This is a genomic window from Ligilactobacillus ruminis ATCC 27782, from assembly GCF_000224985.1.
GTDB classification, from domain to species: domain Bacteria; phylum Bacillota; class Bacilli; order Lactobacillales; family Lactobacillaceae; genus Ligilactobacillus; species Ligilactobacillus ruminis.
The window spans coordinates 1,480,884-1,492,921 of record NC_015975.1 but is presented as its reverse complement, the minus strand read 5'-3'; the positions used below and the strand labels follow the sequence as shown (position 1 = coordinate 1,492,921).

General features: G+C 42.3%; 15 protein-coding genes and 1 tRNA gene. 9 read left to right on the top strand and 7 right to left on the bottom strand.

What is annotated here, in order from left to right; translation table 11 throughout:
- Positions 1 to 71: 71 nt before the first annotated feature.
- Positions 72 to 917 (bottom strand): NAD(P)H-hydrate dehydratase, encoded by an 846-nt coding sequence (locus LRC_RS07465; RefSeq protein ID WP_014073846.1) that lies wholly within the window; start codon positions 915 to 917, stop codon positions 72 to 74.
- Between the two features lie 117 nt (positions 918 to 1,034).
- Here LRC_RS07465 and pepV point away from each other — a divergent pair, with 117 nt between their 5' ends.
- Complete coding sequence (gene pepV / locus LRC_RS07460; protein WP_003698891.1) at positions 1,035 to 2,432, top strand: dipeptidase PepV; 1,398 nt, start codon at positions 1,035 to 1,037, stop codon at positions 2,430 to 2,432.
- Between the two features lie 413 nt (positions 2,433 to 2,845).
- Here the strand turns inward: pepV and LRC_RS07455 are convergent, their stop codons facing one another.
- The 3 genes from LRC_RS07455 to LRC_RS07445 form a co-directional block, all read right to left on the bottom strand.
- Positions 2,846 to 3,211 carry a hypothetical protein gene (locus tag LRC_RS07455; protein WP_014073844.1) on the bottom strand — a complete coding sequence of 122 codons (366 nt, stop codon included), beginning with the start codon at positions 3,209 to 3,211 and terminating at the stop codon, positions 2,846 to 2,848.
- 105 nt (positions 3,212 to 3,316) lie between these two features.
- Entirely contained in the window at positions 3,317 to 3,766 is a 450-nt protein-coding gene (locus LRC_RS07450; protein WP_014073843.1) for a universal stress protein, read from the bottom strand.
- Positions 3,767 to 3,814: 48 nt separating this feature from the next.
- Positions 3,815 to 4,126, bottom strand: coding sequence for a hypothetical protein (locus tag LRC_RS07445; protein WP_014073842.1), 312 nt, complete (start codon positions 4,124 to 4,126; stop codon positions 3,815 to 3,817).
- 202 nt (positions 4,127 to 4,328) lie between these two features.
- Between LRC_RS07445 and LRC_RS07440 the strand changes: the two genes are divergently transcribed.
- From LRC_RS07440 to LRC_RS07420, 5 genes are all read left to right on the top strand, one after another.
- A complete protein-coding gene (locus LRC_RS07440) occupies positions 4,329 to 4,577 on the top strand; it encodes a hypothetical protein (protein WP_014073841.1) in 249 nt (82 codons plus the stop codon).
- A 12-nt stretch (positions 4,578 to 4,589) separates the two neighbouring features.
- Positions 4,590 to 4,871, top strand: coding sequence for a hypothetical protein (locus tag LRC_RS07435; protein WP_003694594.1), 282 nt, complete (start codon positions 4,590 to 4,592; stop codon positions 4,869 to 4,871).
- 63 nt (positions 4,872 to 4,934) lie between these two features.
- Positions 4,935 to 5,018 (top strand) — tRNA-Leu (locus LRC_RS07430).
- A gap of 354 nt (positions 5,019 to 5,372) precedes the next feature.
- Positions 5,373 to 5,948: a hypothetical protein gene (locus tag LRC_RS07425; protein ID WP_014073840.1), complete on the top strand. Its 576-nt coding sequence runs from the start codon at positions 5,373 to 5,375 to the stop codon at positions 5,946 to 5,948.
- Positions 5,949 to 6,037: 89 nt separating this feature from the next.
- A complete protein-coding gene (locus tag LRC_RS07420) occupies positions 6,038 to 6,622 on the top strand; it encodes an LOG family protein (protein WP_014073839.1) in 585 nt (194 codons plus the stop codon).
- A 477-nt stretch (positions 6,623 to 7,099) separates the two neighbouring features.
- Here the strand turns inward: LRC_RS07420 and LRC_RS12290 are convergent, their stop codons facing one another.
- Together LRC_RS12290 and LRC_RS07410 are read right to left on the bottom strand one after the other, a co-directional pair.
- Positions 7,100 to 7,264 (bottom strand): IS3 family transposase, encoded by a 165-nt coding sequence (locus tag LRC_RS12290; protein ID WP_014073838.1) that lies wholly within the window; start codon positions 7,262 to 7,264, stop codon positions 7,100 to 7,102.
- Positions 7,265 to 7,409: 145 nt separating this feature from the next.
- Positions 7,410 to 7,952 carry a nucleotidyltransferase family protein gene (locus LRC_RS07410; protein ID WP_014073837.1) on the bottom strand — a complete coding sequence of 181 codons (543 nt, stop codon included), beginning with the start codon at positions 7,950 to 7,952 and terminating at the stop codon, positions 7,410 to 7,412.
- Between the two features lie 225 nt (positions 7,953 to 8,177).
- Here LRC_RS07410 and LRC_RS07405 point away from each other — a divergent pair, with 225 nt between their 5' ends.
- On the top strand, positions 8,178 to 9,383 hold the full coding sequence (locus tag LRC_RS07405) for an acetate/propionate family kinase (RefSeq protein WP_014073836.1): 1,206 nt from the start codon (positions 8,178 to 8,180) through the stop codon (positions 9,381 to 9,383).
- 35 nt (positions 9,384 to 9,418) lie between these two features.
- On the opposite strand, the gene LRC_RS07400 is transcribed toward LRC_RS07405, so the two are convergent.
- Complete coding sequence (locus tag LRC_RS07400) at positions 9,419 to 10,132, bottom strand: GntR family transcriptional regulator (protein WP_014073835.1); 714 nt, start codon at positions 10,130 to 10,132, stop codon at positions 9,419 to 9,421.
- A gap of 282 nt (positions 10,133 to 10,414) precedes the next feature.
- On the opposite strand from LRC_RS07400, the gene LRC_RS07395 reads away from it, so the two are divergent.
- On the top strand, positions 10,415 to 10,618 hold the full coding sequence (locus LRC_RS07395) for a hypothetical protein (RefSeq protein WP_014073834.1): 204 nt from the start codon (positions 10,415 to 10,417) through the stop codon (positions 10,616 to 10,618).
- A 609-nt stretch (positions 10,619 to 11,227) separates the two neighbouring features.
- On the top strand, positions 11,228 to 12,022 hold the full coding sequence (locus LRC_RS07390) for a TIGR00282 family metallophosphoesterase (protein ID WP_014073833.1): 795 nt from the start codon (positions 11,228 to 11,230) through the stop codon (positions 12,020 to 12,022).
- The last annotated feature ends 16 nt before the right edge of the window (positions 12,023 to 12,038 follow it).

Sequence of the window (12,038 nt, the reverse complement as noted above, 5' to 3'; positions counted from 1 at the left end):
AAACCACCGTCAATTTGGCGGTGGTTTTTTGCAGTCAGAATCAATATGTTTTCAAAAACATGAATTAAGTTTCATAAAATCTGGCCATTGCATCTATGTTTCATGTATTTTTGCAAATTATCGGCGATTTCACTTGGCAAAACAACGTAGCGCTCTTTTGCAAGCAGATCCGCAATATCGGAATGTGTATAGACGGCGGCGTCCAGGATTTGATCCTGATCACCCTTGAACTGAGCCAAAAAGGCCGCACAGATTCCGGTAAGCGTGTCTCCCATTCCGCCGGTTGACATGTATGGACCGCCGATCGTGAGCTTTGAGCATTTTCCTGAAAGGTGGTAAATTTCCGTACCGTGTTTTTTTAAAACGACATCGGCATTCAATTCAAGAGCTTTGGCTGCATTTTTAGCAGGAGTCTGTTCTGCTTGACTTAAGCCGGAAAGCCTCTGCCATTCGATTTCATGAGGGGTAAAGATGATTTTTGCGCTTGGCGTCAATTTTTTTAGCTGATCGTCTTCTGCAAGCATGGTGATGGCTGAGCCGTCGATGATCAGCGTCTGGTTTGCATTTTTCAAGACGGAAGAAAAAACCTGCTTGGCCGTTTCATCCGTCCCAAGACCCGGTCCGACAACGACGACGTTTGATTGGAAAACGGATTTGCATAAGGCGTCATTGTCGAAATAATCAATGAACATTGCTTCAGGAACGCGCGCATGAAGCGCCGTGAGATTGGCTTTATGCGAAATGCAGGTGGTCAGTCCGGCTCCGGCCTTGACGGCAGCCTGCACGGCCATAATTGCCGCTCCTCCCATATTGGCATTGCCCCCGATGACTGAAACACGGCCAAAGGTTCCCTTGTGACCTGTCTCGATTCGTTTTTGGATAACGTTTTCAACATCTTTTTGCGTAATGACATGCATTTTACATCAGCCCTTTTTCGTTTTCTTATAACATAATTCTTTTGAAATCAAAAAGCAAACGCAAAAAGCAGAAATATGGTAAAATTATCGTATGTATTTCTATTAGGAGGAATAAAAATGTCAATTGATTGGAAAAAGGAAGCTGAGAATCGCAAGGATGAAATGCTTGCCGATTTGAAGACGATGCTTGAAATCGAAAGCGTCAGAGACGAATCAAAAGGAACGCCTGAAGCACCGCTTGGTCCCGGACCAAAGGAAGCATTGGACAAGTTTTTGGAAATCGGGAAACGCGACGGTTTTGAAACGCTTGAACTTGACGGATTGGCCGGTCACATCGAATTCGGTGAAGGCGATGAAACGATGGCGATGCTGGCACACGTTGACGTCATGCCTGCCGGCAAAGGCTGGAATACGGATCCGTTCAAACCGGTGATCAAAGACGGCAATCTTTATGCGCGCGGCGCACAAGATGACAAGGGACCCGGGATGGCTTGCTACTATGGTCTTAAGATTATCAAGGAACTCGGCCTTCCGGTTTCTAAAAAGGTTCATTTTATTTTGGGAACGGATGAAGAAAGCCAATGGCGCGGAATGACGCATTACTTTGAAAAGATGCCTCAACCTGATTTTGGATTTTCTCCGGATGCCTTTTTCCCGGTTATCAACGGTGAAAAAGGCAATGTCAGTTTCTTCTTGAACTTTGAGGGTTCAAACGGCGGCGATGTTGAGCTTTTGAGCTTTGAATCAGGTTTGCGTGAAAATATGGTTCCGCGCGATTGCGAAGTCAAACTGAATGCCAAGAATTCAGAAGAGATTATTGAGGCATTTGATGCGTATGTTGCAGGGCATCCGGTTGTCGGAACTGCCTTCATGGAAAACGGAACGCTGTTCTTGCACATGATCGGAAAAGCTGCCCATGCTCAAGAACCGCGCAAGGGTGAAAATGCCGGCACTTACATGGCAGACTTCTTGCAACGTTTCAATTTTGGCGGCGATGCCGAAAACTTCGTCAAATTTACTGCAGAGTATTTGCACAAGGATTCGCGCATGAAGAATTTCGGCATTGATTTCACGGATGACGTGATGGGCGATTTGACGATGAATGCCGGCATCTTCTCATTTGAAGCAGGAAAAGGCGGCAAAATCACGCTCAACTTCCGTTTTCCTAAAGGAATGGACGAAAAAACGATCGAAGCCGGTCTTGAAAAAGTCGTTGCTCCGATGAACGTTTCTTTGGAACAAGGAAGCGTAATGGTTCCGCACTATGTTTCACCTGACGATCCGTTGGTTTCAACGCTTCTTGACGTTTATAACCGGCAAATGGGAACAAAGGAAACCGGCAAAGTTGTCGGAGGCGGGACATACGGACGCTTGATGGAACGCGGTGTTGCATTTGGCGCCATGTTCCCTGATACGCCGGATACGATGCACCAAGCCAATGAATACGTTCCGGTCGACGTTTTGGTCAAGGCTTGCGCAATCTATGCCGAAGCAATCTACGAACTTATCAAGTAGGAAACGGACTGAAAAGAGGCTTAAAAAAACTCTGCCTCAAATTTAAAACCCGGATGATTTGCAGCTGATTGCAAACCTGATCCGGGTTTTTGTGTATACGTGACAATCGCCTGACGTGGTGGAAATAGTAAAAGGAATCGAAGACCGGCCTTTACGGACAAATCTTAAAAAAAGACGTTTTGCCCGTAACCGAGGGCTGGCTTTTACGGGCAGATTTCAAAAATCGACGTTTTACCCGTAAGACAGTCTTGACGCATTGATTGAGCAGGAGATGCTCAGCACTGCATTTGACAAAAAATTGTTTTCATGTAGCAAAATTGAAAAAATGCCAGGGCAAAATCAGTCGACTTGCGGCCTCCTTTGTTCGGCATTTAATTCAAGAGGAAAACGGGACTTTTTTTCCCAGGCTCTTTTTAACTATGTCTGTCCGCTCTGATAACGTTGAACGTCTGGGTGTTGTACTTTACGACAATGATATTGCAAACGGTGTACAACGTTAAGAAATATGCCAATTGGTTGAGCGTTCCTGCAAAAGCAAGTACCAAAGAGAGCACGAAAAAAATATTTCCGACGATGCTCCATTTTCTTCTGTCATGGTTTATTTTTTCAATTTCATTAAGTTCAAGAGATGACAAAGATTCAAACGGCTTGACTGCAACCGAGCTTTTGAGTTTGGCCAGATTCCAGCTTAGTCTGATATTATAGATTGTTAAAATTAAAAGCGCGACGTATACGAGCGTCGAAATCGGATCAAGTGACAAACTAATCGTTCCTTTCATTAACTAATCAAAAATCCTTGTAGAGAAGTGTAACTGATTTTTAGAATTAAAGCAAGTTTTGCAAAATATAAAAAAACTGGAATTAAGATTCCAGTTTCGAAGAGCTCATCTGGCAATGATGATGTCGCATGGAGCCGTTCTTGTAACATAGTCGGTAACTGATCCAAGGAAGAGTCTTTCAACCGGATTTGTGCCCGTGGGTCCCATGACGATCAAATCGGTACCGTGATCTTTGATGAATTCTTTGGCGATAACGCTTCTGGGAGAACCATAACGGACGTGCATCGAAACATCATTCAATCCGGCCTTATGAGCGCATTCGACAAGATCATTCAAGTAGTCGCTGACATCTTCAAATGCTTGATAAACAACGTCTCCGCCTGCATCAACCATACCGGCGAAGCTGACGGTAAACTGATTTAAGTCAATGACATTCAAAACATCAAGATGGGAATGGTTTCGTTTGGCAATTTCAACCCCGCGGTCAAAAGCAAGCTTTGCTGCCTTTGATCCGTCAACGGGTACCAGGATTGTCGTATACTTTTGTTCTGTCATATTGACCACTTCCTTTTAGAGGTTTCTTCCAGATTCATTATAACATTTTTATCGATTTGCGTCAGAAGAACCGGTTTGTGCGACGATGAATCTGAAGAAACCTTTGCGGATTATTTCAAGCTGAAAAAAAGCATCCTTTTTGCCGTCCAATTCTTGGTTGATGGTGACAAGCAGCTTTACATAGGCGGAATCCTCGTCATTAGACATGTTTATTTCCGCATTAATCGAGCGCTTGAGTGACTTCAAAATCAGCTTGGCCTTATTGAAATCATCGTTTGACAGAATGTATTCAATTGCCCGCTGAGCTTCAGCACGGTACGTGCGGGCACGTTCGAGCTGATAAGGAGTTGTTTGTTTCATAGGGAGTCCCTCCTTTAGTGGTTGCGCTTACATTAGTGTTGCCTTCATCATACTTTATTTTCAAGGGAAATTCAACAAGCGGATGATATGAAATACAGCGTTCATTAATTTCAATGTGTTTTGAAAAATTATGAAAAAAGGTGTAGAATATAATTAAACACAAGGAAGGGTTTCCATCTTAATCCTAAGGAGGAATCATAAAATGGCGAAAGGATTTGTAGAAGAGCTTGTGGACAACGTAATTGAAAAAGATGACGAACAGACGACTTTTCGTGTTCCAAGCAAGCGTGAGAATTTGGTTTTAAGGGTTGATAACGATCTTCTTTCGAAGTTTTCAAACGGAAATGCCAAGCTTGAAAAGATGTTGCGGAACTTGTTGCGCAATCGTTCAGCTAAAAACAAGCGCGAAGTAATCAATATTAACAAACGCAACTACAGAATCTTTCTTTAAAGGGGGATGTCCATGTTTCTTACGACAGGTGAAATCAATCGAACGTACACCATCAAAGGAATCGTAAACGCCACGGTCAAAAAAGAACTGACATCGGATCAGTTGGATCAAGTCGATGAATTTGATGATTTGTATACTGAGGTCAAAGGAAAACTGATTGAGCGTGCCGTAGCCAAGGGCGGTGAAGGTATTATTGCGGTCCGCTTTGAGCCGCAAGTGGTAAGAGTTTCCGTTGGTCCGAAGTATTTGATGCTTCACGGATACGGGACCGTTATCGGATTTCCGAGAAAGTAACAAAAAAATGCTTGATTAATTTGGGTTAAAGTGTATAATGATAAGAGTAGTCACTTATCAGATGCCGCTGTGGCGGAATTGGCAGACGCGCAACGTTCAGGTCGTTGTTTGGGTTTCCAAGTACAGGTTCGACTCCTGCCAGCGGCATAGTGGTCCTTAGGGACAAGACGCTGCTGTTAAGATAGTTGAAAAGCAGATTGTTGTTTTGTGTTTTCGACTGAGAATTGACAGCAATTATAATTTTTGAGAGATTCAGATGCTTTAGAAGGGTATCTGAATTTTTTTGTATGAATAAAGGTGCGAAGACCGGCTGCTTAACAAATTGCGAATAAGTTTTTTGGATAAATAACTTCAGACTACAACGTTTGCATTAGCTTTCTATTATATGTGATTGGATATTAGATATTTTTATGAAAAAAGTCGGAATTTAATGGTTAAATTCGTCTGAATTTGCTCAATCTGTGCTATGCTGATATTAACAGGTTATGAGAGGTGTTATTGGTGAAATATGTTAATGAAGCTTATGATTTTGTCAACCATGCCTGGTCAAAAGGTAAGATTCAGAAATTGATCGCACCGTTGGAAGGTTTAGCATACTGCACGACGGTAAAAGGATTCAAAGAGGTTGGTTTAGGAGTTCAGCCAGAGGAGAGCAACTATTTCAATTTCTTTTATCCGAAGGGAAGGTTTCACGATTCTTTGTATGGGGATGATTTTCCGGCAGAGGATTTGGTAAGCGATTTCATCTGTGAGGCGGTCAAGCAATACATAGAGGGCGCAAATAGCGAATTTAATGTTCCTTTCGTCAGAATTTTGATTGATTTGATGAGCAACCCTCGTTTTACATATTTAGGGGATGGCGAAACGGAAAAGAAATATGTTCACGTCATACCTGATGACGACAATGCTTACTTGTTGGCATTAAAGGGCGAATTTTTGGCTAAGTTTCATTTTGGCAGCAAATCGGATGCTGATGATGAATATCGTGCAGAATTCACGTCGGAAGAGATTGATGAAATGCGTAAAATGAGTGATTTGGCGATTGACTGGTCCAAGGTCAATTACGAATCGGCATAAAAAAGCCTCGTTTCAGAAATGAAACGGGGTTTTTGCTTTGTCTCGGAAATGTTAGAATAATTGTATCATCATTAAAGGGGGAATATGACATGTCAGTTTTAGCAAATAAAAAAGTCTGTGTTTTTTGCGGGTCAAATGCAGGAGCAGATTCAAAAACGCAGCAAGCATTGAAGACTTTGGCCGAGTACCTTGTTAAAAATGACGATACGCTTGTCTATGGAGGCGGGCGTCTGGGGCTTATGGGCATGCTTTATGAAGACGTTTCAAAAAGAAACGGGAAGGTTATCGGCATAATTCCTGAGATTTTGGAAGATCATGCGATTGATCCGGTGGGTCAAACGGAACTGATTCACGTATCCGACATGTCCGACAGAAAAAAGCAGATGATTGAATTGTCTGATTGCTTCGTAGTATTTCCGGGTGGACTTGGAACGATGGAAGAGTTTTTTCAAACGTATTCGTGGTTTCAATTAGGGATTGTTCAAAAACCGATTATCTTGGTAAACATTGATGGCTATTATAATGATTTGATTAATTTTTTGAAGCATTCTGCCGAAACGGGCTTTATGCCAAAAGAAAACGTTGATGCATTGATTATCGGTGATGATTTGCCGGATTTGTTCAGCAAGGCAAGCGAATTCAAATATGTAAAGGCGAATAAGTGGCGTAATTAGCAAGGTGTGAAGACCAGCCGCTCAACAAGGCGGTAGATAAGGAGGGGCGCGAGTGATCAGCGCAAGCGAAGTCACGACGCGGCACGAACTTATCATGAGCCTTGTTGCTGGTCTGAGCCTGATTAAGGCAAGGTGTGGAGCCGAACGGTCAGCCCCCGCGTATCCAAGTTGCGCTTGCGACGGGTAAGCTTGTCTTGCCCGAGCAAGGGTGCTTGGGACAAGGGGGTTGTGAGGCGAAACCCGATTAAGACAAGGTGTGGAAGCGAGCGCTTATGAGCCCGTACGCAAGCATTGGGCGACCGAAGGCGAGCTCGTCTCGTCTAGGAAGTCCTTGGTTGCGATAGGGGGAATGCGAGCTGGAACCCGATTAAGACAAGGTGTGGAAGCGAGCGCTTATGAGCCCGTACGCAACCGAATAATGATTAAAATCCGTGCCATCATTGAAGTGCAATAAAAAAGTTAGACAAAATTAAACAATTAAGCTGTCAGGGCATGATTTCGGTACTCTACCGGAGTCATGCCTTTTGTTTTTAAAGAAACCCGTTCGTAATTAAAGAAATGGATATAGTCTTGAACCATCATTTGAAATGCAGTAATGTCTTCAAATAACTGTACTTGGCCATAAAAATACCCCACAATCATTAGACTACTTTGTCTAACAATTATAGGGCACTTCATGGCGGCGCGGATTTTTTCTTAGTAAATGATTGATTTTTTGCTAAATTCAGCACTGTGCATCGCCTGATTAAGTCGGGGTTACGGGCAAGTGCGACCGTCAATCGGCAAGTTAGCCTAATTTCGAATTTTGAAAATTTGTCAGCCATTTTTTTCGTTCGATTCGGCGCTTGAATGCAAGTTCATCAATTGCTCCGGTAGGGACGATCGTTTCAGTGAACAAATAGTCCAGTCCATAGGGAGCAATTATCGAGTAGCTTCCGCCTAATTCGCGTGAAACGCCGACCGCACTGCATTTTTCAGGGAAATTGGCAATTGCTGCTTCAATCGTTGAACCATCAGGAGACTTGTCAGAGTGACGCTTTTTTAAACGAATATTTCGCAAGTCCCAAAGATACTTGGAATGACGCTGATTAAGCGTGCTTTGAATCGTCAGGTAATGTTCGTATGATTCGCCGGGATCGTTGTAGTAGACATCAAGGTTGTTTCGCAAAATAGAAGAAGGCTTGTTTTCCAGTTTATTCCAAACGAGTTCGCGAATTGAGCCCGCACACAGCGTTGCCTCTGTCAAATGATATCTGTCAAGAATATTGAAAATTTCCGTGAAATTTTTATCATGTGAAATCCAGTCAATTAATTGTTGTTGATGATCCATCATTGTTCCTCCATTCTCTCTATACTATTTTAACGAGGTTTTGTCTAAATAACCAGTCCAATAGCGAGAATTTAACAAAAATGAAGAAGGTCAGGTCCCTTTTTTTAGCGAAAACGCTAATTCAAAAAATCAGTGAATTTTTTCACAAATTCAGTGTGTCAAGCGGCCGAAAATTTGTTATAGTAGAGATAGTGAATTTCTTAACAAAAGGGGGACGCTAACATTATGGATAAGGTCTTAGCAGTTAATTCTGGCAGCTCCAGTTTAAAATTCAAACTTTTTGAAATGCCGTCCGAAGAGGTAATTGCTTCCGGTTTAATCGAGCGGATTGCGATTCCTGGATCTCAAACGACGATCAAGTATGGAAACGGCAAAGTCTATAAGCATCAGGGAACCGTCAAAAATCATGGAGAAGCGGTCAATAACCTGATGGAGCTGTTGATAAGTTTAGGAATCATCGAGAAATATTCTGAAATTACGGGGGTTGGTCACCGCGTTGTTGCCGGTGGCGAGTACTTCTCAAAATCAGTCGTCGTGACGGATGAAGTCATTCAAAAAATAAAGAACATTACAGAACTGGCACCTTTGCACAATCCGGCCAATTTGATCGGGATTCAGGCGTTTAAGGAAATGTTGCCCGATGCTTGTTCTGTCGTGGTTTTCGATACTGCATTTCACCAAACGATGCCGGAAGAGAACTTTTTGTACAGCGTTCCCTATGAATGGTACGAAAAACTCGGCGTCAGACGTTACGGAGCGCACGGAACCAGTCACCGCTACGTTGCGGGCGAGGCTGCCAAATTGATGGGGCGTCCATTAAAAGATTTAAAGCTCGTGACGTGTCACCTTGGGGCAGGGTCTTCTCTTTGCGCAATCAAGAATGGCAAATCGTTTGATACGTCAATGGGATTCACGCCGCTGACCGGCGTGACGATGGCCACGCGTTCCGGTGACGTTGATGTTTCGATGATTGCTTTTGTCATGGATAAGCTTGGAATCAATTCGATCAGCGAGATGGTCTATACTTTGAACAAGAAATCCGGGCTTGCTGGAATTTCAGGAGTTTCATCCGATATGCGCGACATTTTGGCGGTATCCCATGCCAAGCATCGCGCACGTCTTGCAATCGATATTTTTGTCAAGGATATCGTCAAATATATCGGACAGTATTATTTTGAGATGGGCGGAATCGACGGAATCGTGTTCACAGCCGGAATTGGCGAAAATTCTGCCGTCATCCGAAAGATGATCATGGAAAGACTCAGTTTCATGAACATTACGATCGATAATGAGAAAAATGAAGAGCAAGACGGCGCAACCGTTATTTCCGGTGAAGATTCAGCGATTACGATGATGAAGATTCCGACAAATGAAGAATTGATGATTGCGCGCGACGTAATGGAACTGAAAAGCAAAAAAAGTAAGTGCTAATAAAAAGCCTTGTCGTTTTTCGACAAGGTTTTTTATTAATCCAAGTAATTGCTAATATGGCTGTAAAACGTTAAATCCGGCAAGAAATACAGCGTCTTTGAGTAGTCATAGGGCTGCTCGTTTTTTTGACAGTTGATTTCTTCAATCATGAAGGCAGAACTGCCAACGTCTTTTCCGGTCAGCTCGGCTTCTTCTTCGTTCAAGCGGTGAAGCGACATGTACTCGTCAGCTGTTTTGCTCGTAACCTGGAAGTGTTTCTTGATAAATGCAGAGATTGATTCGTTGCAGATTTCTTCCGTCAGATAAGGAACAACGTCTTTTCTGTAAAATGATTCTTCCAGGCTGACGAGTTCATCTTTGCGTCTTCTGATGCGCTTGATGTGATAAACGGGATCTTTTGGATCGATTTTAAGATAGCTTCCGATCGTTTCGCCGGCAAGAATCGTTTCAAAAACCAAAATTTCGCTTAGAATCGCATCTTTTTCCTCTAAGTCGTGCAGACCGTTTTTGTTGGCCATGTTGACAATGTTTGCCTGATTATGAAGCGGGTGATTGATGAAATAGCCGCTTCCTTGAATTCTGCGCAAAAGTCCCTGATTGTAAAGAACGTTTAAAGCATTGCGAATCGTATTGCGACTGACGGAATACTCTTCCATCAGTTTTCCTTCGCTCGGCAGCTTTTTATCATATTCATGGGCTTTAATTTTGTCGGCTAAATTCAGTGCGACTTCTTGATATTTGAGTGCCAAAGGAACCTCCTTTTAAAAATGGTATTAATTAAATTGATACCAATTAGATTAATTATACATGAAAACGTTCGCACTCGCAACTGTAACCCTCATATTTCATGAGTATAATTTGAAAATTATAATAACTATTTGTTAATTTGCAAAGATATGTCAGCTTAGTTTCCATCGAAACAAAGTAACCAATTTGTAACAGAAACGTAACAGAAAGGGGTTAACAAATAAGGATAAAAGTGTTAAATTGTTCAAGTTAAGACTTTTATATGTTTTTAGGAGGCTTTTATCATGGGCAACAAGCTTGATATTTTAAACGATTACCAAGTTGCGGAAAAGAAAGCTGCTGAACTCAGCAGCGTTTGTGCCAAGCTGCATGACGGCGGTCGTACTCAACATCTGCAATCTGCTTACGATGAGAAACTTAGAAGCGTAGAACTTCAGCGCGATAACTTGGGGGTTATTTTAGAGGCAATTGATGCTGCTGAAGATTAGTTATGATTGAAGAAAGATAATTTATGGTTTTTGGAATTTTTCCAAAAACCTTTTTGCTTTGTAATTCGATTTTTTGAATGCGAATTCCTTGAGGCCGGGAAAAATTATGCCTCAAATTAAAAAACCGGATCAGATTTGCAATTGATTGCAAATCATCCGGTTTTTTTGCGTATGCATGACAATCGCCTTTCGTGATGGAAATAACCAAAAATAGTTTGGCGATAAATTTGACTGAGAGCTCGGTGTGCTGATTTATCAGGCGCTGCATTTGACAAAATCACTGCCGTTTACGGACACATCGATAAAAAATGGATTGTCCGTAAATTTGAGTGAGATCTTGGCGGAATTTATTGAGCATCGTTGCTTTTAAAGAATGGTTTTTTACGCAAAAAATTAAAGAAACGTCTTACGGATTCAAGCGAAAATTGACTGCCTTCGTTCGACATTTTATTTAATTCAAGAGATGAACGGACTTTTTCTCATCCTCTTTTTAATTTCGGGATGAGTTTTCCCCCGGATCTTTTAGCACCACTTTTTTTGAATGGTGATTAATGTTAAGATAAAAGTATCTGTACAGTCAAAATGACGTTAGAAGGGAACGTATTTTAGATGCGAGTTATTTTTGTTGGCGACGTCGTTGGAACCTCAGGCACGAAAATGCTTGAAGAATATTTACCGCAGTTGAAACGCAAGTATCGACCGCAGCTGACCATCGTAAACGGTGAAAATGCGACAAGGGGTCGCGGAATTAATGAAATATTTTATAAAAGACTGATGAAGGCCGGAGCCGACGTGATTACGATGGGAAATCATACTTGGGACAACCTTGAAATTCAACATTTTATTTCAGATGCCAAGAATTTGATTCGACCGCTGAATTTTTCAAAAGGAAAAGTTCCGGGAAAAGGTTGGATGATTCAACGGGTCAATGACAAGAAAATTGCTGTCGTCAACGTTCAGGGGAGAGTATTTATGAACCCTTCAGACGATCCGTTTGCGGAAATGGAAAAACTTTTGGACAAGATTTGTGTCGACTACGTTTTTGTTGACTTTCACGGAGAAACGACGAGCGAAAAAGAAGCCTTCTCATGGTATTTTGACGGACGAGTTTCAGCCGTAATCGGTACTCATACTCATGTTCAGACCAATGATGCAAGAATTTTGCCGAACGGAACAGCATATCTTTCTGACGTCGGTATGACCGGTCCTTATGACGGTATTTTGGGGATGAAACGAAAAAACGTGATCGAGCGTTTTCTGACGCAGATGCCGACGCGGTTTGAAGTTGACGAAGATGGGCGTCAGACGCTTGGCGCTTGTGTGATTGATTTGGATGATCGTTCTAATAAAGCAAAACGGATTACCCCCATTTTGATTAATGACGATCATCCGTTTTTCCAGTAAAAACGGACGGAGGATT